21 protein-coding genes and 3 tRNA genes are annotated in these 25,589 nt (G+C 53.5%); 4 read left to right on the top strand and 20 right to left on the bottom strand.

All coding sequences use genetic code 11. The features are described 5' to 3' along the window. Nucleotides 1-6: 6 nt before the first annotated feature. The 3 genes from casB to HMPREF9238_RS05990 are packed head-to-tail and all read right to left on the bottom strand — an operon-like array spanning nucleotide 7 to nucleotide 5,171. Nucleotides 7-621 (bottom strand): type I-E CRISPR-associated protein Cse2/CasB, encoded by a 615-nt coding sequence (casB, locus tag HMPREF9238_RS08650; RefSeq protein ID WP_016444559.1) that lies wholly within the window; start codon nucleotides 619-621, stop codon nucleotides 7-9. Further along, nucleotides 611-2,281 (bottom strand): type I-E CRISPR-associated protein Cse1/CasA, encoded by a 1,671-nt coding sequence (gene casA / locus HMPREF9238_RS05995; protein WP_016444558.1) that lies wholly within the window; start codon nucleotides 2,279-2,281, stop codon nucleotides 611-613. Before casA ends, casB begins: the two co-directional genes overlap by 11 nt. Further along, nucleotides 2,274-5,171, bottom strand: a complete 2,898-nt coding sequence (locus HMPREF9238_RS05990) for a CRISPR-associated helicase/endonuclease Cas3 (RefSeq protein WP_016444557.1) — start codon at nucleotides 5,169-5,171, stop codon at nucleotides 2,274-2,276. Before HMPREF9238_RS05990 ends, casA begins: the two co-directional genes overlap by 8 nt. Before the next feature lie 162 nt (nucleotides 5,172-5,333). Here HMPREF9238_RS05990 and HMPREF9238_RS05985 point away from each other — a divergent pair, with 162 nt between their 5' ends. Then, complete coding sequence (locus HMPREF9238_RS05985) at nucleotides 5,334-6,320, top strand: diaminopimelate dehydrogenase (protein ID WP_016444556.1); 987 nt, start codon at nucleotides 5,334-5,336, stop codon at nucleotides 6,318-6,320. Nucleotides 6,321-6,446: 126 nt separating this feature from the next. Here HMPREF9238_RS05985 and HMPREF9238_RS05980 read toward each other — a convergent pair whose 3' ends face one another. Genes HMPREF9238_RS05980 through HMPREF9238_RS05970 form a run of 3 tightly spaced genes read right to left on the bottom strand, consistent with a single transcriptional unit; the run spans nucleotide 6,447 to nucleotide 8,406 of the window. Beyond that, complete coding sequence (locus tag HMPREF9238_RS05980; protein WP_016444555.1) at nucleotides 6,447-6,671, bottom strand: helix-turn-helix transcriptional regulator; 225 nt, start codon at nucleotides 6,669-6,671, stop codon at nucleotides 6,447-6,449. Beyond that, nucleotides 6,671-7,513, bottom strand: a complete 843-nt coding sequence (locus HMPREF9238_RS05975) for an ABC transporter permease (RefSeq protein ID WP_016444554.1) — start codon at nucleotides 7,511-7,513, stop codon at nucleotides 6,671-6,673. Before HMPREF9238_RS05975 ends, HMPREF9238_RS05980 begins: the two co-directional genes overlap by 1 nt. Beyond that, nucleotides 7,510-8,406, bottom strand: coding sequence for an ABC transporter ATP-binding protein (locus tag HMPREF9238_RS05970; RefSeq protein ID WP_016444553.1), 897 nt, complete (start codon nucleotides 8,404-8,406; stop codon nucleotides 7,510-7,512). Before HMPREF9238_RS05970 ends, HMPREF9238_RS05975 begins: the two co-directional genes overlap by 4 nt. Before the next feature lie 177 nt (nucleotides 8,407-8,583). On the opposite strand from HMPREF9238_RS05970, the gene HMPREF9238_RS05965 reads away from it, so the two are divergent. Next, a complete protein-coding gene (locus HMPREF9238_RS05965; RefSeq protein ID WP_016444552.1) occupies nucleotides 8,584-9,453 on the top strand; it encodes a fructosamine kinase family protein in 870 nt (289 codons plus the stop codon). A 337-nt stretch (nucleotides 9,454-9,790) separates the two neighbouring features. On the opposite strand, the gene HMPREF9238_RS09070 is transcribed toward HMPREF9238_RS05965, so the two are convergent. The 3 genes from HMPREF9238_RS09070 to HMPREF9238_RS05955 form a co-directional block, all read right to left on the bottom strand. Continuing rightward, the gene (locus tag HMPREF9238_RS09070; RefSeq protein ID WP_016444551.1) at nucleotides 9,791-10,246 is read right to left on the bottom strand and encodes a hypothetical protein; all 456 of its coding nucleotides are present in this window, start codon (nucleotides 10,244-10,246) and stop codon (nucleotides 9,791-9,793) included. Between the two features lie 306 nt (nucleotides 10,247-10,552). Continuing rightward, nucleotides 10,553-10,625, bottom strand: a tRNA-Arg gene (locus HMPREF9238_RS05960). Nucleotides 10,626-10,721: 96 nt separating this feature from the next. After that, complete coding sequence (locus HMPREF9238_RS05955; protein ID WP_016444550.1) at nucleotides 10,722-11,114, bottom strand: rhodanese-like domain-containing protein; 393 nt, start codon at nucleotides 11,112-11,114, stop codon at nucleotides 10,722-10,724. A gap of 318 nt (nucleotides 11,115-11,432) precedes the next feature. Between HMPREF9238_RS05955 and HMPREF9238_RS05950 the strand changes: the two genes are divergently transcribed. Then, nucleotides 11,433-13,973 carry an ExeM/NucH family extracellular endonuclease gene (locus tag HMPREF9238_RS05950; protein ID WP_156824401.1) on the top strand — a complete coding sequence of 847 codons (2,541 nt, stop codon included), beginning with the start codon at nucleotides 11,433-11,435 and terminating at the stop codon, nucleotides 13,971-13,973. Between the two features lie 14 nt (nucleotides 13,974-13,987). On the opposite strand, the gene HMPREF9238_RS05945 is transcribed toward HMPREF9238_RS05950, so the two are convergent. The 8 genes from HMPREF9238_RS05945 to HMPREF9238_RS05915 form a co-directional block, all read right to left on the bottom strand. Next, nucleotides 13,988-14,188 carry a hypothetical protein gene (locus tag HMPREF9238_RS05945; protein ID WP_016444548.1) on the bottom strand — a complete coding sequence of 67 codons (201 nt, stop codon included), beginning with the start codon at nucleotides 14,186-14,188 and terminating at the stop codon, nucleotides 13,988-13,990. 17 nt (nucleotides 14,189-14,205) lie between these two features. Next, nucleotides 14,206-15,783 carry an SLC13 family permease gene (locus tag HMPREF9238_RS05940; protein ID WP_016444547.1) on the bottom strand — a complete coding sequence of 526 codons (1,578 nt, stop codon included), beginning with the start codon at nucleotides 15,781-15,783 and terminating at the stop codon, nucleotides 14,206-14,208. Nucleotides 15,784-16,258: 475 nt separating this feature from the next. Further along, nucleotides 16,259-17,536 carry an esterase/lipase family protein gene (locus HMPREF9238_RS05935; RefSeq protein WP_016444546.1) on the bottom strand — a complete coding sequence of 426 codons (1,278 nt, stop codon included), beginning with the start codon at nucleotides 17,534-17,536 and terminating at the stop codon, nucleotides 16,259-16,261. 185 nt (nucleotides 17,537-17,721) lie between these two features. Continuing rightward, nucleotides 17,722-17,895 (bottom strand): hypothetical protein, encoded by a 174-nt coding sequence (locus HMPREF9238_RS09065; RefSeq protein ID WP_156824400.1) that lies wholly within the window; start codon nucleotides 17,893-17,895, stop codon nucleotides 17,722-17,724. Next, nucleotides 17,895-17,984: transfer RNA gene (locus HMPREF9238_RS05930), tRNA-Ser, on the bottom strand. The genes HMPREF9238_RS09065 and HMPREF9238_RS05930 overlap by 1 nt, the downstream gene beginning before the upstream one ends. Before the next feature lie 91 nt (nucleotides 17,985-18,075). Further along, nucleotides 18,076-18,546: a hypothetical protein gene (locus HMPREF9238_RS05925; protein WP_156824399.1), complete on the bottom strand. Its 471-nt coding sequence runs from the start codon at nucleotides 18,544-18,546 to the stop codon at nucleotides 18,076-18,078. A gap of 279 nt (nucleotides 18,547-18,825) precedes the next feature. Continuing rightward, the gene (locus tag HMPREF9238_RS05920; protein WP_016444544.1) at nucleotides 18,826-20,100 is read right to left on the bottom strand and encodes an esterase/lipase family protein; all 1,275 of its coding nucleotides are present in this window, start codon (nucleotides 20,098-20,100) and stop codon (nucleotides 18,826-18,828) included. 334 nt (nucleotides 20,101-20,434) lie between these two features. Next, a tRNA-Ser gene (locus HMPREF9238_RS05915) sits at nucleotides 20,435-20,524 on the bottom strand. Nucleotides 20,525-20,637: 113 nt separating this feature from the next. Between HMPREF9238_RS05915 and HMPREF9238_RS05910 the strand changes: the two genes are divergently transcribed. Continuing rightward, the gene (locus tag HMPREF9238_RS05910; protein ID WP_016444543.1) at nucleotides 20,638-21,780 is read left to right on the top strand and encodes a zinc-binding dehydrogenase; all 1,143 of its coding nucleotides are present in this window, start codon (nucleotides 20,638-20,640) and stop codon (nucleotides 21,778-21,780) included. A gap of 120 nt (nucleotides 21,781-21,900) precedes the next feature. Here HMPREF9238_RS05910 and HMPREF9238_RS05905 read toward each other — a convergent pair whose 3' ends face one another. From HMPREF9238_RS05905 to HMPREF9238_RS05895, 3 genes are all read right to left on the bottom strand, one after another. Next, on the bottom strand, nucleotides 21,901-23,244 hold the full coding sequence (locus tag HMPREF9238_RS05905; RefSeq protein WP_016444542.1) for an AGE family epimerase/isomerase: 1,344 nt from the start codon (nucleotides 23,242-23,244) through the stop codon (nucleotides 21,901-21,903). A 378-nt stretch (nucleotides 23,245-23,622) separates the two neighbouring features. After that, nucleotides 23,623-24,570: a carbohydrate ABC transporter permease gene (locus HMPREF9238_RS05900; RefSeq protein ID WP_016444541.1), complete on the bottom strand. Its 948-nt coding sequence runs from the start codon at nucleotides 24,568-24,570 to the stop codon at nucleotides 23,623-23,625. After that, on the bottom strand, nucleotides 24,563-25,549 hold the full coding sequence (locus tag HMPREF9238_RS05895) for a carbohydrate ABC transporter permease (RefSeq protein WP_016444540.1): 987 nt from the start codon (nucleotides 25,547-25,549) through the stop codon (nucleotides 24,563-24,565). Before HMPREF9238_RS05895 ends, HMPREF9238_RS05900 begins: the two co-directional genes overlap by 8 nt. Nucleotides 25,550-25,589 lie beyond the last annotated feature (40 nt).

Here is a 25,589-nt window from a genome sequence, read left to right as displayed (position 1 = left end):
GAGTCCTCACTTGTCAGTTAGTTCTTTATCAAGATTGTTAGATACGTAGTCTCGTGACCAGGCGCGCCGAACCCGTTCCCGGCCAAACGCGGAATCATAGTCAAATAGGTCTTGCACTAGCTTGTAATAGTCGAGCTTGATATTCGCCCCGCGCATCATTGATATGAGAGCTGCAATATGGCGAACTAACTCGTCAAACGAGACTGCTGTAGCTGCTGCGTTCATACGCCTTCGCACCCCTTCAGACTCGCTTCCCTCTACAAAAGCCAGCTGCCTCGCCGCACCAGCAAAGCTGACACCTTCCTTGTGCATCAGATCCGACTTGCTTTGCTGGTGACGCGCAAACAGGCACATCGCGGCATGAACTACCCGCTCTTCATGAGTTAACCGTTCGCCTCTAATAGGAGGCATCAACCCATCAGGCACATGCGTCAAATCCCAAACCTGCGGGTCTGCCGCATATGGAGCAAAAACAGACCTCCGCAAGGTGGCAAGTTGACCTTTCGAAGTGGAATCACCAGCTTCTGCTTTCGCATACAACGAGCGAATTCTGGCTACCACCAGTTTTGCGAGTTGGTTTCTTTTCTCGGTGTAACTCAACAACTGAGCTTCACTGCTCATCAGTTTCATCCCCCTCGTATTTTCTCAGAGTTTTACTAACAGCCATCCTCAGGAAGATTTGCGCCTTCCCTAAACTCATGGACTCGTTCCCCAAGTAGGCGGCTTCGTTGACCGATCTTGACAGCTCTTCTTCACGCTGTCGCACAACATTTCTAAGCTGATCTGCCCATCTTTTACGGGCTTCTTTCTCATTTGAACCAACTGAAACAAGCCAGCGTCTGAATAATTCATCCAGGATGAAGAAAACAATTTGTTTTTCTTTCGCTCGGGCCAGAGGTGCCTGATCAGAGGATGCACTTATCGACGCTGCCTTCAACAAGTTGGAAGCAAAATAAGAAATCTGCGTGACCACATCTTGGGTACATGAAAGCGTCTCTACAATAAGTCGCCGCATCGAAGTGCTCGATAACAAAGAGGCAGGAAGAAGAACACGATCGTCGAATAACTCAGCATAAGACGATGACTGCGACCCGTACTCATAACCCACGCCCCGCAGTGGAATGATCTCTACTCCGTTCACAAAACGTCGCCACACCAGGTGTGCATTCCATTTGACGATTGCGGAGGGCAAGTAGCGAGGAACTTCCGTCTTATTACGACCGAGATATTTAGGACTGGTTCCGACCAGTACCGATTCCAAACCTCTCCACATAGCAACGGACGGGTCATACATTCGCGGCATATACACATCAGTCTTAAATTTTCTTGACTGCGGATCCGAATACCGCCAGGTACTCATCGTCTCAAAAGTCTGCTTGTGTTGCGGAAGAATTTTGTCTCCCTGCGCGAGCAAAACTGAGCGAACGCGCCCCCCTTCTCTAAAGAGCCGAACGCGACGTGACTGCCATGTCAAAAGCTCGATGATACCGTTAAGCGGCGCTTGTTCAGCACCCGCAGGGCCTCGCTGTTGCGAAGTGTCTGGCGCTCTCTCCCAGGGCGCTAGATCACCTGCCGGATTCGGGTATTCGAGCTGAAGATCCCCGAAAAAATCTACCGGAACCAGGTTACGAAGAATTGTTTGATGCAGGTTTTCGGCCTCAACCCAGATTAGTCCCAGTTGGCCTACCCAACCTGTACCTATGGGGTAGCCTTTCCCGCCTTTTACTCGCGGATCACCTAAAGCTCCCGACTTGATCCCAGATGTATCGTAAGCCTGACAGTGGACGAGCCACCTTGCAGCTTCAGCGACACTTACCGACTCTGCCCCTTCTCCGCTTCGCATGACCATGTAAGGCTCGCGATCCGGAATCTCCGCAATGATCTTAGCTATCGAATCCGTCTTACCTGACTTGGTTTCGAGATCCGCAACCTGCATGAAAGGCGAATCCGCATCAAAAAGCCAAAAACGATCTATTACTTGGTCAAAGTATTCTTCAACTTTTGCAGACAGGAGCGCAGGATTCTCCCACGCGTCTTCCCAATTTTCAAAGTCAAAAATCTCAACAACATCATCGTCGTCAAACTCGCGATAAGCGCAGAACGCGATTGCTAACAGCAGCCGCAAAATCGCGCCATCCATCGTTCCTAACTCCGATGAAATAGATCGAATATTCTCGGCATCCCGAAACACTTCTCTCAACGAAAGCTCACGAACACTCCCATCAAGAAAGGTCACCGGAAGCCACCCCTCTTCTACAAGATTGAAGTATCTATCAGTCATCCTTGACCTCCTCAAGACCTCTTTCTCGTGTATACCTCAATTTTCTTCCAGCCAACACGGCCTGCCCATCTCGAAGCGGCAAAACAAGTTGGCCTGCAACCAGCCTGTTTTTCTGCCAGTCATCAACATGATAACTAAGTTGATCTAATATTTTATCAATATACCGAACATCTGCGGCAAACGCAGGCAAACGCACCATTGATTCGCTCAAAAGTCTCGCTTCTTCATCAGATATAGGCCCGTTCATTGGCAGGAACCTAGCATCGCGGTCACTTCCCGGATCAAAAATCTTCCACACCGGGTTGTCCGCAGTTCCTTCATCTTCAACGAGTAGAACTTCTATTGTGTCTTCTCCATCGCGGACTTTAGCTCTGGCGAACGCATCATCATCTGTGGTTGATGCATAGAGCCAATCAGTTAATCCTTCCTTGCCTTCACTGGGGCTACGCAAGCGGAATGCGTTTGCGCCTCCTTTGCGAAACCGCACGACATCGGCGGCTTGTTGTTCTAACCCGGATTCAGCCGTTTCCCACCTGGGGTTACTTGCACCCGCGCAATCAAACACCTGATATGTCAGTTCCGGTATTTCATCTGGAATCACCAACAGCCGCGGTTGCTTCATACGTAACAACTCGGCAGTGCGAAGCAGAAGCAACGGTTCGTAGACGTTCCACTTGATAGATTTCATCTCTTGCGGAGTGTCATTACCTAGATCTGGAACACCAACTAAGAAACACTTGGGCGCACGAAGTCGTTCGGGCCGCTCACGTTCATGGCGATGAACCCTACCAATCCGCTGAAAAATTAAATCGATAGGCGCTAAATCAGAAATTATCGCGTCGAAATCTAAATCCAGACTTTGCTCAACTACTTGAGTTGCTACCACGATTTGCCTTTTCGGCCTCTGTACATCCGGGCCGGGTTTCCCGAATCTCTTAAGTAGCCACGTGTCGTTTTCTGAACGATGCTTAGACGTGAATCGAGCGTGCACGAGCCGCACGTCCTCCCCGAAAATCTCTTGAAGCTCGCCGTACACCTTCTGCGCATCCTTGACAGTATTCCGAACGATTAACAGGCAACCACCCTCGCCGAGTAGACGACTTGCAAGGCCGGGGATTTCTTTCTCTTCAATGAACTCGTAATCTACGCGCATTGAGGGCAAAGCCTGTGGCAATTCGAGACACGTTGCTCGTTTTCGCTTCGTGTAAGTGAGTACTGGATAAGGCAAATCTGGTTTGCCATCTACAGAATCACTAATCTTTCTAGCTCGGGCCGTTTTCTTCTCCCCCACTTCGTCTCGCAACAGTGCTCCACGCCCATACGCATCGGTGATCTCTTGCCGAATACTAGGACTCAAGGTTGCCGACAGTGCTACGACCGGTACGCCATAAGCACCCAACCATTCCAAAGCCGTATAAAGGTATTCACGCATGTAAACGTCAGCAGCGTGCACCTCGTCAATGACCACAACTTTTCGACTAATCCCCATGTGCCGAAGCGCCAAATACCTAGCACGTAACGCAACCATCAACAGTTGATCAATTGTTGCAACAACGATCTCAGACAAAAGGCTTTTCTTGCCTGACATCCATGGCGAGCGAACCGTCTTTCCAGTAACACTCAATTCACTCTCAGACGCGTCTGGCATGGAAGGGGTGTAGCCCTCCGAATCGAATCCGAAATCCCACGCGCTAAAAGAATTAGCGAATTCCATGTTCTGATATAACTCATTCATCTGAGCTTTGCCGTGCATCAGCGCCATAGTCGCTTCACTTGGATTACCGGCAAGATCAGTACCCGATTCAACCCAACTTTTCACGCGCGCGAACATACTGTCAGTAGTGCTTTGTGTCGGCAACACCATCAGAATTCCGGAAGCCCCGCTCCTTTGAGCGAGAATTTCTGCCGCGAGCAGTCCTGCCTCCGTTTTCCCCGCGCCCATGACATCTTCAATCAAAAGAATTCCCGGAGCATCCATCTCTCTCGCAACGTTCAATACTTCTGATTGAAGTGGACGTGCTACCGCAGACGGCCCTAACCCGAACCTGCGCCTAACCACTTCATCAGCGTCACCCTCCAAGCTTGCCGCTTTCCAAGTTGGGGAAATATGAACCAGATTCCAACCGCGTTCCACGCGCTGACGGAAAAGTTCTTCATTTTCTAAATATTTTTGCGGCTCCTGCGACCCCACGGGGAAGATCGGAAAATAGCGGTCATTTGAAGCAATCCAGTCCGAGATAATAGTCAGCCCTTCAAGAACCACTAACGCTGCTTGCGTCCAGTGCGTATCCCTAACTTCATCCTCAAAAGCCTTCATCCCGGAACGCTCGAAAAGCCAATCCAAAAGCTCGGCTCTGGACTCAACCCAACCTTTAGAACCCAACTCGTTTTGTGAGTCCCGAACATCATTAAGTTCAAAAATCGAAGCAGGCACCCCATGGTGACCGCCAACAACCGATCCCAATGCAACCGCTGCACTCCACTCCCATGAGCGTCCGAACAAGTAGTCGGTCACAAACTCCGCACCAACCAATCCATGCTTCAAATCTGAACGAGTTTTCGGAGGCACATAAGGATTATCGAATCCCAAATCAACCACGTTCATGTGTAGCGAAGGCACTTTCCCAGAAAATGGAGGACTTGCCTTGCCGATATCGTGGGCGCCCACAAGGAATCGCGCGAGTGCCTTAACTGCTTCTTTCGAAAGCCTTCTAGGGGATTGATTCATCAGCGTCTCGAACTGCATGGGCGCGATCCACTCATCTAGGCATTTATCGGCGATCCCCATCGCGTCCATCGCATGCAAGTACAGAGGTAGCCAGGCCGTAGGTTGTCCGCCCTCATAGTTGGAGCTCTTCGCCCACAGTTTCTGCGTCGCTGCGTTAAGCATTTTGCCCTCCCAAAGTGTCATCTTTTTAATTGTTTTTATCTAAGCAGAGGGTACGGACATTATTTTTGAAACCCGCCTGCCCCGCTTTTGAACCACATGATGAACTGCGGATGCGCGGGGCGGGGTAAACGCGGAACACTATAGGCAACGAAAGGAGAGGTCATGTCAGAATCACGCAAGATCCGAGTTGCCATTAACGGGTACGGAAACCTGGGGCGGGCAGTTGAGCTGGCCGTGCATGAAAGCCCCGACATGGAGCTCGTCACCATTTTCACCCGCCGCGACCCTGCGAGCCTGGGAACCAAGTTTGCCCCGGCAGCGTCCATTGAGGACGCCCCCAAATACGTTGGCCAAGTGGATGTTTGTGTGAACTGTGGGGGTTCGGCCACCGACCTCGTAAATCAAGGAACGCAGTTTGCGGCCCTGTTCAACACGGTTGATTCTTACGACAACCACTCCAATATTCCCGTCTATTTTGATTCGATCGACGAGGCCGCCAAAGCCGCCGATCACGTCAGTGTGATCAGTTCCGGTTGGGATCCCGGCCTGTTCTCCCTGACCCGCCTCATGGCGGAGGCTGTACTACCAAACGGCTTTACTACAACGTTTTGGGGGCCGGGAGTGTCCCAGGGGCATTCGCAGGCGGTTCGCCGCATCGAGGGCGTGGCTGACGCCGTCCAGTACACGCTTCCCGTAGAAGCTGCGAAAGAAAGCGTTCGCGCCGGCCAAAACCCTGAGCTTTCTACGCGGGACAAGCACACGCGCCTGGTCTACGTGGTTGCGAAAGAAGGCGCTGACGAGGACGCGATTCGCGAGGCTATCGTCACCATGCCTGCCTATTTCGCAGACTATGACACCACCGTCGAGTTCATTAGCGCCGAACAAATGGCCAGCGACCATTCGGGTATGCCACACGGTGGCGAAGTGATTCGCGCTGGCGAAACATCCCCGGGCACGCACCAGGCGATCTCATACAGCCTCACTCTCGAATCTAATCCCGAGTTCACAGGTTCCATGATTGCCGCAACCGCGCGGGCAGCCGTCCGCCTATATAAGTCCGGAAAGCGCGGGGCCGCAACCGTTTTCGACATTCCTCCGGCCTACTACTCGCCAAAGACGCCTGAACAGCTACGTAAAGAGCTCCTCTAAACCGCAGGGCGAGGCAGCCAGTAAAACACCGGCCCCTACGCATGCAGGGGCCGGTCTTCGTATCTACTCACCTACTGTGCTTACCATCCACAAGCAGATACGACAGCCTCGCCTACGAATACCAAATCAGCGCAAAGGCGGGAATTCTTTTAGAGAAAATAGGGACTCAACTGGAACATCAAAAAACGCGGCCAGTTGGAGCGCGAGGGCAAGCGAGGGAGCGTACTCGCCGCGCTCTAAGTAGCCAACCGTCTGGTAGTGCACACCAAGGGCTTCAGCAAGTTCGCGCCGCGAAACTCCCCTGTCTGCCCGCATAACAGCGATGCGGTTATAAACTCGGTCCTCAGCCATTACGCACCCAATTGACTACGAAGATTATTTTGCATTTTCTGCATTGCCCCTATCGACTCGTGGCGGAAGAAGCGTTTAATCAAGAATGATGCAACGAAAAACCCGGCTACGAGCCACAGGGTAAGAATACCCGAGGCTAGCAAGGGCTGGAACGAGCCCACTACCTCTGCGGCGCCAGCCTGGGCGGGCATCACCACGGAGCGCACAAGATGGCCAGACCAGAACGTTGGCAAAACCAGCTGCAGAACCTGTACCGGCCGGGGCAAAATATCTAAAGGAAACGCGATCCCAGAAGTTGCGAACAAAGCGAGCACGCCCAGAATAATCACGACATTTCCATACATTTCGTGGATCAGGCTTCCGAGAATCAACCCAATGGGAGCGTGCGTAGCAACAGAAAGCAGCATAACCAGCACTACCAGCAGTGTGGTTCCCGTACCTAACTGCCCCATATCAAAGAAAACGAATCCGCCGATCAGAATTAGAATCTGCATAAGCAACACAATGATGCCGGTCGAAATTGATTTACCGATCGCCCACGCCATCGGCCCATTCGGTAGCGACCTGGCGCGCAACAGCACCCCGGAACTGCGTTCCATCATCATTTCGGAGGTCAGCTGAATGATGATTAACATCGAGAGTCCCGCAGTCATCGAAATGATCATGTACCTGCCGATCGAGGTTCCGATCTGCTCCATGACTTCGCCGTCGACCCATTTACCCACTCCTAAAACCACCAGGGGTGTGAAGAATAGATTAAAAATAGCTACGCCCAGTAGGTTTATGCGCATCTCGGCCTTCACATGCATGCCGATCATTTTCAAGAATCCGAACACTTTCACAGCGCGCCTCCCGTCGCCTCGGCTGGTTCTCCTTGCACCGCATCGTTGTTTTTCTTGTCATCGACGAGGGCAAGGTAGGCGTCCTCTAACGTGGGACGCGAGATTGAAAGGCCGGTTATGTCATCCAGATCCAGCGTTTTCACAAACGATTCCACCTGGTTGGTAGCGTGAACGAAGCGCCTACCGCCTTGTTTCCACGTAATCTGTGCGGGTTTTGCAAGCCGGTCGCTAAGCTCAGGCACGCTGGCATCCGCGATGAGCTTGCCGCCTTTGATAATGAGGATGCGCGACGCCAGTTTTTCAGCCTCGTGCAGGTCATGAGTCGTTAGCACAACGGTTGCCCCAAGGTCTGCGGAGGCACTCACTATGTCATGGATCATTGCCTTCGCCTCCGGGTCAAGGCCGGTGGTTGGCTCGTCTAGCAAAAGTAGGTTGGGCTTGGAAATCATTGCGGCGATGAAGTCTACGCGCCGGCGTTGGCCGCCAGATAGTGAGCTCATTTTCGCTTTGCGCTTATCCCCCAGCCCCTGGCTTTCCAGCAGTTCGAACGGGTCGCATGTGTCTGCGCCAATACTTTCATGAGCGTATTGGATCCACTTCAGATGCTCTTCTACGAGCCACTTTTCGTGATCTTTCCAGTGTTGTTGCACGAGGCCGATCCGCGTCCACTCACGGGCAGAAAATTCAATCGGATGCTTTCCAAATACCTTTATGTCACCCTGGTCTGGCCGAATGGAGCCCATGAGGGTTTCAACGAAGGTTGTTTTGCCTGCGCCATTTGGGCCGAGGATAGCCACTACCTCTCCCTGGCTGATCGATAGGTCAATGCCGCGCAGGGCCTGTACTTTCCCGTAAGCAAAATGAACATCGCGCGCTTCGATCAAGACAGACATGCATCCTCCCAATAATCTATATAACTTACATTTCTAAATGTAGCATATCTACTATATTAGACAAGAGCTCGGCTACATTTTAGTAATTGCAACTTCTACGCCTACAAACCTGCACAACCGCACAGATCACACCTGAGGCCACTCGCGCACTCGCCACCCATTTGCCATAGTGGAAGCATGAGTGTTTGCCGCAAGAACGATGTGTTCATCAAGACCGATTTAACAAATCCTGCCTCGCCCCAAGTGGAAGCATTGGGCTTGCGCTGGCTCAGTGAGGCCATGGAGTTTGGTGGAGCGCACGTGGCGCCCGTCGTGAGCGTTAAAGACGGAGAAATTTCGACGAGGGCGATACAAAACGGCTCTGTCACACAAGAAGCGGCGTTTCAGTTTGGCCGAGCTTTGGCGCTAACACACGCCCAGGGAGCGGATTACTACGGCCAAGCTCCCCTGGGTTGGGAGGGGCGCGGCTGGATGGGAAAGTCTAACCTGTCATTCACGAGGCCGGGCGAATACTCCGCATGGGGCGATTTCTTCGCACAAGAACGCATCTTGCCCTACCTTCCTGGGGCTACTGACAACGGGTCTATTCCGCGCGGCTACGTAAGGGTTGTTGACCAGGTGTGCGAGCGACTTCGCGACGGCGACTTTGACGCGCGCGAGCCCGCCCTCGTCAAAACACCCGCGTCTCGAATTCACGGTGATCTTTGGAGCGGCAACGTCTTGTGGTCACCCGCTGATTTGCTGGACTGGGCGCCAGCAAAAGCTGGGCTTGGCACCACGCGCCAAGAGCTACCCGACACGGTCGGGGTGTTGATCGACCCCGCAGCATGTGGCGGTCACGCGGAGAAGGATTTGGCTGACTTTAGTATGTTTGGCCAAAAGCATTCAGGTGACGTTTATGCCGGCTACCAAGCGGAGTCTAAACTTGAATCAGGTTGGCAAGAACGCATTAGCCTGCACCAGCTTCACATGTTGATGATCCACGCGGAGCTGTTCGGCGGCTCTTACGGGGATCAGGTGATTTCCGTCTGCAAGCGTTACGCATAGTTGCAGCCCCTCTGCACGCGAGGTTCAGAGCAACCGCAAGCAAGCATCACGGCCACTCCTACAACACTCGCAAATTCCAGCCTCGAACATCTGAGGGCAAGAGACGCGGCCGGGGCGCAAATGAGCCTCCAACCAGTTCACGCGATCTTGAAAGGACTCGAAGCCCTAGACGGCCCGTTCTCCACTGGGGCGTGGGCGGTATTTTCGCCGACGTCGCACACCCGATGTTAAAGAAATAATCCCATCACATTTCAACTACTACGAATCCGCAAATAGTCTTTCGCTTATTTACTCTCACGGATCCTAATGACTTTACTCTCACGGATCCTAATGACCTTTATTCCTTGAGAGATTTCAGCATAGTTGCTGATACGCAGTAAAAGCTTGCGAATATCGCCATAAATGTAGAAATCAAAAGCGGAACAGTGACCCCGTATACCCAAGTGGTAAAGATTGATTCCACTACCGTGGCATTCTTTACCCCTATGACTACTCCCCAACCGGAACCACATAGAAGCAAAGAAGACATCAGCAACACGCTACTCAACCTGGCTTTACCCCACCTTTTATCTACCCATAAGCCAACGGGAAGCAGATAAGCCACAAATGTTGAGACTGCACAAATGATAGGGATCGCAGAGAGCGGCGTATTACTAACACTCTCACTACCCGTCCCATAGACAGAGGCTACAATAACGCACCCAAATAACGGCCACCACCAGTACTTTTCAGAAAAATACCGTGGGATACGCTGTTCCGTTTCCTTCTCTACAACCAAACTTTTGCCACTCATGGCAACAACATCCCCTATTCAGAGCAACGTTTACTAACATTGACTCCACATTGCAAGAGCAGATACCTTTACCAAACGTTTAACTACACGAAAAGAATGACATGCGACACACTTTGTGTCAAGAGTCAAACGAAAAAGCGCTTCTGATTTTGGGTTTAGGGGGTATCCGGTTTACGGCCACCTTTGGCCATAAACCGGATACTATTGTCGGACGATTAGCATAGCTAACCAATTCCGACACTAATATGCTTGCAGAAGAATTGGATAAGCACCCAGCCGATGGGTCTCACCGAGTGGGTGCTTTCGCGCGCTCGAAGGGATTCGAACCCCCAACCTTCTGATCCGTAGTCAGATGCTCTATCCGTTGAGCTACGAGCGCATTGGTTGTTACCTGAACAAGTTTAGTGTCTATTCTGGCAAACAACCAAATCAGCGGGTTGTCATACTCGCCACAGTCGAAGTGACGGGCAAACACTTACTTAACGATGTCGATATCCAGCGTCGCGGAGGCTTGCTCTACCCCACCAACGTTAGTCACATTCGTAAAGCCCTTCTGCTCCATGATCGCCACCGCCTTGCCGGACCTATTACCGGAACGACAGTAAACGGAGTAAGTGCCATTAGGATCCAGAGAAGCGATGGCATCCTCGAATCCCGGATCGGTAACGTCAATGTTCACGGCACCATCCAAGTGACCTTCCGCGTATTCTGCTGGCGTGCGCACATCCAAGACCGTACCAGCTTCAGCAACACTCTCCATAGTTATTCCCTCATTTCCATTAGTTTGGCTCTGATTATCCGCAGTACACCCAGCCAAGGCGAAAGCCGCGAGCGTCACGGCGAGCGCCTGTGCAACCAACTTCTTCACGCAGTCCTCCAATACACCGATGTGCAAAACGTTTATTTAACAAAAGCTTGCCGGTATTAACATCAGTTGTCTAGTGGAAGGCAATGCAGGAAAACACTGAAAAGTTAAGCAATTAAACGCGACTAGCCCTCCCTTTGGTCTAGTAACATTAAACGGCAAGTAATTTTGGGGAAAGCCTCAGAATACCGGCCAAAGCAAAACGCCTTGTACAACGGGTGGACTAGCAGTACAGAAGAAACGCAGTGCCTCTGGTACAACGACGTACACATTTGCCTAAGCACTATACGGATAAGAAATTTCGAGGAGACTAGGAATCTTATGGTGAAGTTCAAACGCTCTGCGGGTGGGATTGCGGTAGCCGCTGCGGGCGCGCTAATTCTGACCCCGCTCGCTCCCGTGCCGTCCCTGGCAACCCCAGCGGACGATAACGAAGTAATCAACGAAGTTTACACGCACGGAGATAATGTCGAGGGTGTTACTCCTGCTTCGGAACCTACCGAGCAGCAAACCCCAGAACCTACCGAGCAGCAAAACCCAGAACCCGTCAATAACATAGTTTCAATTGAGGAAATTCAGGGCACCGGGCCGGCCTCCACGATGGTTGGCCAGACGGTAACCACGCGAGGTGAGGTCACCGCAGTCTACCCCACCGGCGGTTTCAATGGCGCTTACATTCAGTTCAACGGCACCAACCCGAATGCTTCGGACGCGATCTTCATCTACTCTAAAGATTTCGCTAAGCAGTTCCAGATTGGGGACTTCGTTGAGGTAACCGGCAAGGTCAGCGAGTTCCTGGGCAAGGGAGCTACAACCTCGTCCACGCAGATCTCACCCACCTCGTTCAAGAAGATTGATCGCCCCGAGGGCGTGGAAGCAATCACGCCGCTCGAACTCGAATCCGCGCCAGATACAGAGGAAGGCCGCGAGGCTCTCGAAGGCATGCTCCTGAAGATCACCAAGCCGCACACGGTCACCGATAACTACGGAACTAACCGTTACGGCACGGTAATGCTCACCACGCAAGACAAGCCGTTACGCCAGCCTTCCGACGTTTACCACCCGTGGAATAACCCCAACGAGATTGCGGCGCTCGAGGCCGCTAACAAGGCCTCCATCATTGCTCTCGATGACGGGCAGTCTACGGATTACACCAATTTCAAGCATCCGAACCACCTCATTCCGGTTCCGTACCTGAACGTAAACGACCCGCTCCGTGTAGGCTCGACAGTCACTATCAAGAAGCCGGTGATCCTGGACTTCCGCTTCCAGTGGAACTACCAGCCAACCGAGCCGGTTAACGTGAAGGGTGGCTCGGACAACACCGATCAGTGGATCGAGATTACGAACAATGAGCGTCCGGCTGCCCCTGGCGATTTCAGCAAGGCGGGAGCTAACCTGACCCTCACGTCTTTCAACGTCCTCAACTACTTCACCGACCTGGGTGAGAACGAGCAGGGCTGCAAGGCCTACCGGGATCGTGAAGGCAAGCCTGTGACTGCCAACTACTGCAACGTGCGCGGCGCTTACTCCAAGGCTGCTTTCGAACGCCAGCAGGCAAAGATTGTTGCCGCCATTAACGAGTTGGATTCTTCCATCGTTGGACTGGAAGAGATTGAGACCTCCTCCAAGTTCGGTCACGATCGTGACGAGTCACTAAAGGCGCTCGTGCAGGAGCTGAACAAGGCCGCAGGATCCGAGAAATGGGCTTTTGTTCCTTCCCCTAAGAGTGTTCCCGCAGACGAAGACGTTATCCGCTTGGCCTACATTTACCAGCCAGCCGAGGTTACCCCTGTTGGAGATTCCTCGATCCTGACTGGTAGCGAATGGTTCACGGGTTACGCTCGCGAACCACTTGCCCAAGAGTGGCAGGCAGTTGACGAAGCCCAGCCGGTTGGCACCAAGTTCGTAACGGTTGTTAACCACTTCAAGTCAAAGGGTTCCCTTGCGACGAAGTTCGAGAACGACGTGGACGAGTGGCAGGGCAACAACAACCTGCTACGTATTGCGCAAGCTCAGGAAGTTACCAACTGGATAGCTAAGGAGTATGCCGGCAAACCCGTCATCCTCCTTGGCGATCTGAACTCTTACTCGAAGGAAGACCCTATTCTTACCATCGAAGAGGCTGGATACACTTCCGTTGCTGACATGTTCAACATCCAGAACGCTTCCTACCTGTTCGGCGCGCGCGTTGGCTCGCTAGATCACGGCCTCGCAAATGATCTTGCGAAAGACCTAGTTGTTGGTGCTGACGTTTGGGACGTGAACGCTATGGAGCCGCTGGCTTTCGAGTATTCGCGCTACAACTATAACGTGAAGGCAGATCATTTGTTTGACCTCACTCCGTACCGTTCCTCTGACCACAACCCGCTAAAGATGGGGCTAAAGACGTTCGAGAAGACACCGGAGCCTACAGAGCCTGAGCCGTCGGAGCCGACTGTTCCCAGTGAGACTCCAGATGAAGGTACGGTTGTAACCCCGACTGCGCCCGAGTTCATTAACCCTTCAGCATCGGATCCATCCTCGTGCACGGCAAAACCGTACGCGATGGTGAAGGAAATGCAGGGCATGAAGTACACGGCCACGGTTGACGGTAAGGAACTCAAGGCTAACGCTGAGGGCAAGTTCGTCTACCCCTACGGCAAGACGATCACGGTCAAGGCCGAGCCGGTAAATGGCTTCAAGTTCGCACCAGATGCTAAGACCGAGTGGTCTTGGACCGCAACGATGAACGAAAAGTGCAACAAGAACACAAGCAAGCCACTGGCCAAGACCGGCGTGGAAGTCGGGCTGCTCGCCCTCATTGCCCTCACGCTTGCAGGTGCTGGCGTGGGCGCAGTTCGCACCTCGCGTATGAAGTGAGATCGCCCCACTAATCAGCGTTCAGTAACTGAATAAAGCAGTCCCCCGATGGTTTCATCGGGGGACTCGCTCATGTGAGCGGTTAGGCGTCTCAAAACCAAGTCAGATGGTTCGGGGAATTCCGCTTCCCCTTTTAGGGAGGCGGCCACAGCTTTACGGATGAAATCAGAGCGGTTCGTGGTGCCATTAGCTAGCTTGTATTCGCTCATCATCATTATCTGCGCGTTGGTTTTTACAAGACGAGGCCGAACACGGGAACTGCGAGGGCGTACGTGGTGAGCGTAATGAGGACGACGCCGATCAGATTCAGCCACAGGCCACCCTTCACCATCTCGCCGATCTTTACGTAACCGGAGCCAAATGCAATGGCGTTTGGAGGCGTTGCCACGGGGAGCATGAACGCACAAGTCGCAGCAAGAGCCACCGGAATAGTTAGCAGCATGACGTTTTGCGGAGCGCCATCCGTGAGGCCAATCCCCACGGCCACACCGCCAATAATCGGCAGGAACGCAGCTGCGGTTGCCGTGTTGGATGTGAGTTCGGTGAGGAAGATGATCAGCGCGGTAATCGCGACAACGATGAATAGGGTGGGGAGTACCGACAAGCCTTGCGCCACTTGGCCAATCCAGATGGAGAGCCCAGATTCGGTAAACATCTTCGAAAGGGCGAGCCCACCACCGAACAGTAGGAGGACGTCCCACGGGATACGCTCGGCCGTCTTCCAGTCGATAACGCGAATACCGCGCTTCGCATCAACGGGGATGAGGAACATGAGCAGAGCCGCAGTCATACCGATGCCAGCGTCAGCAATGTTGAGGCTGGAGCCGGTGATCTTCAAAATGATCGGAATGAACACCCAAGATAGTGCTGCTAGCAAGAAGATCACGCCGGTCATCTTTTCGCCACGCGTCATGGGGCCCATTTTCTTCAGCTCATCGTCAATGAGCTCACGGCCACCCGGAATCATGTCCATTTCCGGTTTGAAAACGGTGGTGAGCAACAGCCATCCGAGCGTCATGAACACCACGGATAATGGCACACCAACCAGCATCCACTGGCCAAACCCGATGTGAATGTCGTGATTTTCAGACAGGTATGCAACCAGGAGGGCGTTGGGCGGGGTGCCAATCACGGTGCCGAGCGATCCGATGGACGCGGAGTACGCGATTGCGAGCATGAGGGCGGTAGAAAAATTCTTCTGGTTCTTGAATCCGCCAACGCGATCAGCGGTGAGGGTGAGAACGGACAGGCCAATTGGGAGCATCACAACAGCGGTAGCCGTATTGGACACCCACATGGACAAGAATCCGGTGGCAATCATGAAGCCGGCGATGAGGCGCTTAGGGCTGGTTCCAACCGCGCGGACAACCAGTAGTGCGAGGCGGCGGTGAAGGTTCCAACGCTGCATTCCTAGCGCCAGGATGAAGCCGGACATGAACAAGAAGATTGTCGAGGACGCGTACGGCGCCGCGATGGCTTTGAAGTCAATGACCTGGAAGACTGGAAACAAGACCAAGGGGACGAGCGCGGTGGCTGCCAGTGGGATCGCTTCGGTCATCCACCAAACTCCCATGAGTACAGCACCTGCAGCGGTGAGCCTAAGCGCGGTGAGGCTATAGACGGTTTCTCCATCGGTAACAGTAGCGTTCACCAGATCCGCTCCGCTGGATGGGAAGATCAGATAGACAATGCCGGCTAGAACAACACTTAGCAGGAGTCCAATCCAACGGCGCTTCCATTCAAGAGGCGACGGCGCTGAATCGAGAATCTCCTGAGGAATCCAAGAAGGGTTCTTCGTCTGGGAGCTCATGAGTATCTCCTTCGAGTGCGTCTTTGCACTCGCGCGTGTGGGACAGGGGACTTTCTCGTAACTTAGAGCCTCAGGCCGCCTCATCTCACGATGAGGGGCACCACATCTCGCTTTTAGGGGCTCTTGAGAACGAGTTGCCAACAACAATACCCCGCAGGGTATTAGAGCTTCAACGACTCGGACAAACGTTCACACCCACTGAAACGATTCCCTAACCACAGCCCCGGCTCGACAGCCACGCGGAGTCGCAAAAAAGAATCCCGTAACACTTTGGAACTATGTAACGGGACATCACACTATTTCTGGACCTAGTCTTCAAGCAATCTACAAGGCCGCTTGCCAGCGCCAGCGTGCTGCCCTGCACACGTTGTGCTTAACCTTCAGCTTGACTTGCTAAAGCGCGGCAACCATCGGTCATGAGACGCTTCTGGCCCCGCGAAATCAATCGCGGGGCCAGAAACTTTTAAGTTAGCGCCTACTCCCCATCCGTTACTAGCGAACCGTTTTCAATAACAGCTTGATTGATAACCTCAACAAGCGCATTAGCAGTGTTGGTCTCCCTCAACAACGCGTCGTGCCTGCATGGGGTGGTAACGATTGAAGCGGGACGCTCCGAGCCAGGGTGGCCAATGGCCTCAACGCGCTGGATCTTTTCTTTAGCGGACCACTTGGAAACCACTCCGTACTTACACACATTGTTCACTTGCTTATCAGCAGCGAAGGTAGCGGACTTTTGATCAACCACCATGAGGTCACCCACCGACACAATAGGATCGCTGGTCTTGCCAAACAGGCTGAAACCGCCTAGTTGAACGTTGCCGGACACTGCCGTGTAATTCACGTTTTCAGGCATAGGAGCCAGATCCCGCAACTCCTGCGAACCGGTACGCAAAGCTTGTCCGCCTTCACCTCGGAAGACGTTAAGCGCCGGAATCGGAGTGCACTTCACATTCGCTTGATACAGGCTGTTGCATATTCCAAGCGCATCCCAAACGAACTTTGCGGGCAAACGCAGCGCGCCAATCTTTGAAGTGGAAGCATTCTCAATCGCCGTGCCGCTAATGTCGGCATAGACTGAGCCGGTATTTGGAGTTGCGACGGTAAACACCTGGCTTACCAACTCAGAAACCGGAGTACCTGCGGACGTTTCATGCGACATGGCCTCACGGATCGCTAGACCACCCATTGAGTGACCCACCAAAACCACTTTGTTGCCATAGGCTTCAGCGAGGCACTCAATTCCTTTAGCCAGCTTAGGGCCGATGTACGGGTCAGTAACCCAATGTGAATCCACCTGGGAGTAATCAAACGCATACACTTGAGCGCCCGGAACCTGCTGGGCGACCCCAATCAATGAAGACTTAACGTCTGAATCCGCAAGCAAGATGCCTGCGTGACCATTTGCGGTGCGATCTACGTATTTAGAAAAGAAGCCGTCGTGCTCGTCATCGTGCTTGATGTACGAGACCCATCCATGCACAAAAACAACCGGAGTTGCATTTTTTGTACTCTGCGGCTGGATCGGCGACCCATCAGGTTGCGTGTCCGAAGCAATGAGCTGCGGATGCAGCACGTACTTGGAGCAGACATTCACATCCGGCTCTCGATTAACGTCCTGCTCTACAACAGCAGACTCGTCAGTAGCAGGTGCCACAGATGGCGCCTCTTCCGCATATGCAGGCGCCAAAGCCCCAAACGACAGGGCAACTACCGACAATGCGGCAGCACCATAAGAAAGCGATTTGAGTTTCACAAGTATCTTTCCCCTTAGTCACATGCACAACCATGTACACGTGCCAGTTCTAATAATTCGCCCTCGACAACTTCGTCTCAGCGCGTCGCCTTTGACATCTTCGTCTCGGCGCATTTTCAGGCTAACAAAGAGATTCTTCAAGATGGTCAATGCACCCATAATCGCACGTACGTGTACCTTAAGTCCTATACGATGGCACAAACGCTCATCCAAATTACAACCATGAAAGAGTTATCAGCCAGGCGGGTGTCGATAGATTCGGGTTTTACCGTAGCCGCGCAAGCCTGCGTTCTAGACTGCAAAGCGTTTACATACGAGGTAGCAATGTAAGAAAACCCGCGCAACAGCGCGGGTTTCATGGCGGAGCTGGCGGGATTTGAACCCGCGAGGGGCGAACGCCCCAACCTCCTTAGCAGGGAGGCGCACTAGGCCACTATGCGACAGCTCCAGACCACCCCATCTTAAGGGGTAGGACAACGCGTTTCCAAACGAGCACCTACTTTTGACTGCAAAACTAGATTTTCGTTCGCAAATAGTTTCTATTCGGGAATGTCACCCTCGTAGTCCACGGTAGCCACAAGCTTCCACTCGCCATCCACCAGCTCAAGCAGGGCCGAGTAGTATTCGGGATCCTGATTAGGCTTCACCATCTTCACGACCACCATCGCAGTGGTTTCGTCAATATCAGTCCAGGTCTGCGGGTAAGGAACCAAAGTAGTGCCATCTGCAAACATATCCGTCAAATCAACGTCAAAATTTTGCGCCACCTCCGGCTCAATCATCGTCTCTGGCGCTTTAGGCAAATCTCGTAGATTATTGAGGGCTTTATCCGTGTCGGGCAACTTAGAATCCGCAACTGGGGCGTAGCTATCAGGCGCTTCAGAATCGAGGGCCTCGCCCGCTGTGGTACCAGTTGTGCTCGATTCACTGGCAGACGGATCTGTTTCCAACGTTGACGAGGTTAACGTCGTAGCATTTTCAACCTGTGCAGACGGATTACTTGACCGCACGGAGGCGATAACTAAGCCAACTATTACTATAAGCACTACCACAGCGCTTACAATCAACACCTTTTTCCGATTCACGCTAATCTCAACTCTTTCTAGACCTAGTTTTCGAACAATCTACAAGGCCGTTTGCCATCGTCACCCTATTGCGCCGCATCCGTTGCATCTCCCCTTCGAGGTTGCAAACCCCTAGCCTGATCAAACGCAACAACGATCGGACGCGAAAATGTTTCTGGCCCCAGCGGTGGATTTCGCGGGGCCAGAAACATTTTAAGTTAGCGTCTACTCCCCATCCGCTACGAGTGAACCGTTTTCAATCACAGCGTGATTGATAACGTCAACGAGCGTGTTGGCAGTGTTGGTCTCTTTCAACAACGCTTCATGCCAGCATGGGGTGGAAGCCAGGGAAGCGGGGCGTTCCGAACCAGGCTTACCGATAGCCTGGATACGCTGGATCTTTTCTTTAGCGGACCACTTGGAAACCACGCCGTACTTGCACACATTGTTCACTTGCTTATCGGCAGCGAAGGTAGCGGACTTTTGATCCACCAGGAGGTCACCCAGCGAAACGATGGGATCACTGGTCTTGCCAAACAGGCTGAAACCGCCTAGCTGAATATCACCGGACACCGCCGTGTAGTTCACGTTTTCGGGCATGGGAGCCAGATCCCGCAACTCCTGCGAACCGGTACGCAGAGCCTGTCCTCCCTCGCCACGGAAAGCGTTAAGCGCGGGGATCGGGGTGCACTTCACGTTTGCCTCATACAGGCTGTTGCACACTCCAAGCGCATCCCAAACGAGTTTCGAAGGCACGCGTAGCGCACTGATCTTTGAAGTGGAAGCTTTCTCAAATACCGTACCGCCAAGTTCGGCGTAGATTGAGCCGGTATTTGGAGTTCCGATGGTAAGCACCTGGCTTACCAGATCAGAAACCGGAGCGCCTGCCGAGGTGTCATGCGACAGAGCTTCACGAATCGTCAAACCACCCATTGAGTGGCCTACCAAAACCACCTTGTTGCCATAGGCTTCAGCAAGACATTCGATACCTTTAGCTAGGTTAGGGCCGATGTACGGGTCAGTAACCCAGTGAGCGGCAACCTCGGAGTAATCAAAGGTGTACACCTGGGCGCCCGGAACTTGCTGAGCAATTCCGATCATTGAAGATTTAACGTCGGAATCCGCAAGCAAGATGCCTGCGTGACCATTTGCGGTGCGATCTACATACTTAGAGAAGTAACCGTCATGGTCATCATCGTGCTTGAAGTACGAAACCCAGCCATGAACGAGGACAACCGGGGTGGCATTTTTTGTACTCTGCGCCTTGATTGGCGAGCCATCAGGTTGCGTGTCTGAGTCAAGGAGCTGCGGATGGCCCACGTACCTGGAGCAAACATTCACATCCGGCTCTCGATTAACGTCCTGCTCTACAACAGCAGACTCGTCAGCGGCAGGTGCCGCAGATGGCGCTTCTTCCGCATAGGCGGGAACCGCAGCCCCAAATGCCAGGGCAAATACTGACAACGCAGCAGCGCTATAAGAAAGTGGTTTGAGTTTCACTATTATCTTTCCCCTTAGTCACATGCACAACCCTGTACACGTGCCAGCTCTAATATTTCGCCTTCGACAGCTTCGTCTCAGTGCGTTTTTAGGCTAACAAAGAGAATCTTCGATATGTCCAATCAACCCACAATCGCACATATGTGTACCTTAAGTCCTATACGATGGCACAAACGCTCAGGCAACAACAACCCGAAAAACGGGCTATAAGCCGCCGCGCCAGTCTCCCGATAGGCGTTAAAGTCGCCGCGCTGGGGCATGCACTCTCGATCGCAGACCGCTTACAGGCAGACGCCGGGGCATAAAGGAAACCCGCGCAATGGCGCGGGTTTCATGGCGGAGGGTAAGGGATTTGAACCCTTGGTGCCCGTGAGGACACAACGGTTTTCAAGACCGTCACCTTCGGCCGCTCGGTCAACCCTCCTGACGATTCCCTAGTGTAACCCGGTTTTACTTAAACCCTGAAACTTGCCATTTGCAAAGTGCACCACAGGCGCGGTTCCAAATTTTTGTCCACATTGCGGGCATCATGGAACCATGAGAGCAATCATCAGCGCCGCAGACCAAACCCACTTTGCAGACGCCACCGGCGTGACGCAACTCAGCGATCGCCTTTCGCTGATCCACACCACTCCTCCAAACCCTGCACCCAACCAGGTTCGCATCAAAGTGCTCACAACCGCAGTGAACCCCGCTGACGTGTTGCAATCAAAGGGCGCGTATCCTGCTCCGCGAGGAGCTAGCCGCGTCCTCGGCCTCGAATGCGCTGGAATCATCGATCAAGTTGGCGCCGAAGCCACCTCTCTACCCGGCTGTTCGTGGATTCATGAGGGCGTAGCTGCGTGCGCACTGCTGGAAGGTGGCGGGTACGCCGGCTACGCCGTTGTTGACGCCAGGCAAGTGCTCCCCATCCCCACGCTGCCCGAAGCCACGACCGTTGCCTTGCGAGCCGAGGCGAACCGAGCAAACAACATCATCCCCGCTACAGAGGAAACCTCGAACCTTGCGCCCGCGAGCGCCCCGAACATTTGGGCACTCGTAGCGACCATGGGCCTGGTAGAGTCGGCGGCGGCCTCGTGGATGATTCTTGAAAGCATCGGCAAGCTTGCCTCAAACCCAGGGAGGGCCGTTCTTATTCACGGGGCATCAGGCGGAGTTGGTTCTATCGCGGTGCAGCTTGCCAGCTGGTTGGGCAACACCGTGTACGCCACTGCGGGCACCTCCGAGCGGTGCGCCCGCGTGGAAGGTCTTGGCGCCAGCAAGTGTTTTGACTACCACGAGGCGTGGCTTGAGCAACTGCGCAAGCTACAACCAGGCGGCGTGGACGTCATTATGGACGTACTTGGCGCGGGTGGCCTGGACACCAACCTGCAAGCTCTGGCCCGCTACGGGCACCTTGCCGTACTTGGTCTGCTCCAGGGAGCGAAAGCAGAGCTGAACCTGGGCTACCTCCTGGCAAAGAATGCTTCTATTACCGCCCAAACCCTGCGGTCTCAAACCCACAGTCGCAAGATCGGAATCCTGCAACAACTGCGCGAACACGTGTGGCCAGCAATCGAAGCGGGCCGGATCAAGCCGGTTATCGGAGCGATCTATCCGCTCGAACAAGTCGCTACCGCCCACCAGGCCATTGCGGGCCGGGCCGACTCCACTTTCGGCAAGATTGCAATAACCCTTTAGAGTGCCAAACGGTGTTTTCCAGGCAATCCTCCAGCCAGAAACTGCGGAACTGCACTACAAGAAGAACGAAGTGGTGGTCACCTGGTTTCCCTGATGACCACCACTTACTTGCCTACCTAGTTAGTCTTCGCCGTCACGACGCTTAAAAAGGCTGAAACCCTTGCGATCCTTTGGCGGCTCTTGCGGATGATCCAGCAGGCCACGCGAAAGCGCGGACGCAAACGGCGGCCACAACGGCAACCTTGGAATCATCAAAGCCTGCACGGCGTGATAGTTATCCGGCAAGCCCGGCAAGCTAGACTCCACAACCGCGTTACTCTCATCAAGCTCGCGCCTAAACTGGCCCGGCTCTTCAATAACGAACTCTTCAATGAAGTCCAGCCATGAACGGTAACAGTGGTCATAATGCTCCACCTCACCCAAGCTGGCGCCATCATCAAGGTGGGCGCGGCGCAAAGCCACCGTTGCGGCAATACCTTCCGCAGCCACCCAGTACATGTGGTTCGTGGACACCGGCTTGCCTTCAAAATCAACCGTGTACACAAACCCAGGCTGACCGTTGCGGCGCCACCCATCCACGCGAGTGCGCTCGAACATCTCGCGCGCAAATTCCAGTAGCCAGTCCGGGCTCTGCCTACCCAGAGTGCGGTTTGCGGCACGCACATGCAACGCCAACCGAGACCACTCAAACTGGTGGCCAATCACCACGCCGTAAGGCACCGACTTATCCAGGCGCGAATGGCCGTGATACTCGCGCATCGGACGCCAGTTCTCGTCGTAATGCTCGCCGATACGCCAATCATTCTGGCTGGCCTCGTCATACACGAACTTCAGAATCGACGTAGCACGGTCAATCCAAATGGGATCATTCATAACTTCTGCCACCGCGAGGTACGCCTCAGTGGTGTGCAAGTTTGAATCCATACCGTAGTACTTCGCAACCTCGGAATAGTCACGCGAACACCTGTGGCGAACACGGTCTACGCTCTCATCCCACCAGTGCGCCTCCTGGTCACGAATAACCTCCAGCAGCAGATCATGGGCTCCCGGACGGTTTGCCGCCACGCCCGAGGCCGCCGCTAATAGCATGAACGAGTTCGCGTACTGTGACTTCGTTTCCAGCGCCTCGTCACACGGAATACCGTTTCCGTCCGCATCAAGCTCATGCTTAATAGCCGGATACCAGCCGCCATGCTCCGGATCAACAAAATACTTGTGCAAACACTTAATGCCGTGATCCGCGTATTTACGAGAACCGGGCAAACCCATGAGGGTTGCAAGGCAGAACACGTGCGTCAACCGGCCCGTCAATGCAAGGTCAACCGGCTGAGACGTATCGATCTCTCCCTCGGACGTAACAAAACCGAAGCCGGTCTCAACCATCGCTCTACGGCCCGCACAAATCAAGGCCTGCATCTGATGGCTCAGCCAGCGGTTATGCTCAACAGACTCTATCCAACCCAAGTGAATCCCCCTGGTTTCATAGAAGCAACATTGCTAACTCTTTGAGGGTACCTTGTCTGCGCCAAAGTTAATTAACAAAGAGAATTTAAGTTCAAAAATAAATCTGCAACCCCCAAGCCCCCGTTTGTGTGAGGTAGCTCATGTTTACTTCTCAAATTTTCGGGAAACTCCAAGGTTCGTTTCAACTTACGCACAGAATCGGCACCTAGTGTAAGAGACAACTTCAACGGATCGGCTAACCGACCGGTTGAAGGGTTCGAGATTTCGTGGACTTTCCAGAGGCTAAGAAACTCGCACTGTGTTGATGGGATAGTTTAGAGCCCCGAGCAATAGCTCGGGGCTCTAAGCATGTTTGCACCGCTAGCGTGCGTCCCGGCGCTATCCCTTCACGGAACCAGCCATGAGGCCGCGCACGAAGTAACGCTGCAGGGTCAGGAACACTACCAGCGGAATGATCATCGAAACGAACGCGCCTGCGGTTAGCAGGTGCCAGTCTTGACCGCGCGAGCCAGCCATTGAAGCCAAGCGCGCAGTTAGAGGCTGGGTGAGCTCCATACCACCCGAGAACGTCAAACCAACCAGCAGGTCATTCCACACCCACAGGAACTGGAAGATCGCGAAGGACGCGATTGCCGGAACCATGAGCGGCAGCATTACCGCCACAAACGTTTTCACATGCCCCGCTCCATCAACCTGCGCAGCCTCCACGAGTTCCTTGGGAACTTCCGCCATGAAGTTGTGCAACAGGAAGATAGCTAGAGGGAGTGCAAAAATGGTGTGCGCCACCCAGATCGATAGGAACGGGAAAGCGTTCGAAACCGCAGTTCCAGAGAACACGCGCAGAAGCGGAATCAGCGCCATTTGTAGCGGCACGATCTGCAGAGCAAACACGATCACAAAAACCGTGTCACGCCCCTTCCACTTCAACACCGAGAATGCGTACGCCGCCATCGTTGCAAGCAACAGTGGCGCGATCGTTGCCGGAACCGTGATTACCAAGGAGTTAATGAAATACGAGGCGAGGTCGCCTTGCGATTTCGCTCCATACAACACCGTTTTGTAGTTCTCCAGCGTGAAGTTCGGGTTAGCGAAGAACGTCCACCACCCCGAACTCTTAATCTGGGCTTCTGGCCGGAACGAGGTTACGAACAGGCCAAACGTTGGGATAGTCCAAAAGACCGCGATCAGTACCGCAATGAACGATCCGAACCTACCCGAAAGGGCGCGCTTTGCCTCCGCAGAAGCAGTCTTACGCTCGCCTCGCACCGCCCTCTTCTTCACCCCTGACGCGGCAGGGCCTTGCGCAACAGCTACAGAACTAGGCACCACGCACCTCCTTGTTGATCAGCATTTGCCGCACGTTGTAAAGAACAATCGGAATAACCAGAACGAAGATGGCAACCGCCATCGCCGAACCGTAACCGTTGTTGCCGTACGTAAACGACTGGTCATACATCATGTTCGCCAGCACCTGCGTGCCAAACTTCGCACCCGTCATCGTCTGCGTAATATCGAAGATCTTCAACGTTGCGATAGTGATAGTTGTCAGCACCACCACGAGGGTTGGGCGAATCGATGGAATCGTGATGTTCCTAAACATCTGCCACCGGCTCACGCCGTCAAGCATTGCCGCCTCCACGATGTCATGCGGGATCGCCTTGATAGCCGCAGACAGCAACACCATTGCGAAACCAGCCTGAATCCAAATCATTACGATCAGCAAGAAGATCGTGTTCATTGGGGAATCCTGCAAGAAACGCACCGGCTCGCCGCCCAGCCCCACAATGATCGCGTTTAGGAGGCCGCGCTGAGTTTGGGAAGCACCACGGTACTCGTAAACGAACTTCCAAATAATGCCCGCACCCACAAACGAGATAGCCATGGGCATGAACAGCAAGGACTTCGCGAGCTTCTCAAACCGCTTACCGTCAATAAGGATCGCGTACAGCAAACCAACAACGGTAGAGACGATTGGAACTAGAAGCACCCACAAGAACGTATTGACGAATGCTTGTTTCGAGTCAGTGGCCGTGAACAACCACACGTAGTTATCAAAGCCCACAAACTGCGATGAACGCCTATCCATGAACGACATAATGATCGTTCGAATAGCGGGATAAATGAGGCCTAGCGCCAGCAGCAACAAGCCCGGACCTAAGAACACGGCAACACTTGCAACCGTGCGCCCCCGGCCCTTCATCCGGTCTGCCAGTGACGCCAAACCCAGCAACACCAGCACAACAACTGCCAGCAAGATGACCGCAAAGAACATCTGGCCAATTTTTGTATTTAGAAAATAGTCCATTGATCCTCCAAAAGCGGGACGTAGCTAGTACGCCCCGCTC

Origin of the sequence: Gleimia europaea ACS-120-V-Col10b (assembly GCF_000411155.1) — a bacterium.
Classification (GTDB): Bacteria; Actinomycetota; Actinomycetes; order Actinomycetales; family Actinomycetaceae; genus Gleimia; species Gleimia europaea_B.
Note: the sequence above shows the minus strand (reverse complement) of the source record. Positions and strands in the feature narration are given on the sequence as shown.

What these genes read in the sequence shown, in the direction of transcription:
- HMPREF9238_RS05895 (WP_016444540.1), bottom strand. Translation starts at nt 25,549, where the DNA reads ATGGACTATTTTCTAAATACAAAAATTGGCCAGATGTTCTTTGCGGTC.
- casB (WP_016444559.1), bottom strand. Translation starts at nt 621, where the DNA reads ATGAGCAGTGAAGCTCAGTTGTTGAGTTACACCGAGAAAAGAAACCAA.
- HMPREF9238_RS05990 (WP_016444557.1), bottom strand. Translation starts at nt 5,171, where the DNA reads ATGCTTAACGCAGCGACGCAGAAACTGTGGGCGAAGAGCTCCAACTAT.
- HMPREF9238_RS05965 (WP_016444552.1), top strand. Translation starts at nt 8,584, where the DNA reads ATGAGTGTTTGCCGCAAGAACGATGTGTTCATCAAGACCGATTTAACA.
- HMPREF9238_RS05985 (WP_016444556.1), top strand. Translation starts at nt 5,334, where the DNA reads ATGTCAGAATCACGCAAGATCCGAGTTGCCATTAACGGGTACGGAAAC.
- HMPREF9238_RS05980 (WP_016444555.1), bottom strand. Translation starts at nt 6,671, where the DNA reads ATGGCTGAGGACCGAGTTTATAACCGCATCGCTGTTATGCGGGCAGAC.
- HMPREF9238_RS09070 (WP_016444551.1), bottom strand. Translation starts at nt 10,246, where the DNA reads ATGAGTGGCAAAAGTTTGGTTGTAGAGAAGGAAACGGAACAGCGTATC.
- HMPREF9238_RS05945 (WP_016444548.1), bottom strand. Translation starts at nt 14,188, where the DNA reads ATGATGATGAGCGAATACAAGCTAGCTAATGGCACCACGAACCGCTCT.
- HMPREF9238_RS05940 (WP_016444547.1), bottom strand. Translation starts at nt 15,783, where the DNA reads ATGAGCTCCCAGACGAAGAACCCTTCTTGGATTCCTCAGGAGATTCTC.
- HMPREF9238_RS05950 (WP_156824401.1), top strand. Translation starts at nt 11,433, where the DNA reads ATGGTGAAGTTCAAACGCTCTGCGGGTGGGATTGCGGTAGCCGCTGCG.
- HMPREF9238_RS05970 (WP_016444553.1), bottom strand. Translation starts at nt 8,406, where the DNA reads ATGTCTGTCTTGATCGAAGCGCGCGATGTTCATTTTGCTTACGGGAAA.
- HMPREF9238_RS09065 (WP_156824400.1), bottom strand. Translation starts at nt 17,895, where the DNA reads ATGAAACCCGCGCTGTTGCGCGGGTTTTCTTACATTGCTACCTCGTAT.
- HMPREF9238_RS05910 (WP_016444543.1), top strand. Translation starts at nt 20,638, where the DNA reads ATGAGAGCAATCATCAGCGCCGCAGACCAAACCCACTTTGCAGACGCC.
- casA (WP_016444558.1), bottom strand. Translation starts at nt 2,281, where the DNA reads ATGACTGATAGATACTTCAATCTTGTAGAAGAGGGGTGGCTTCCGGTG.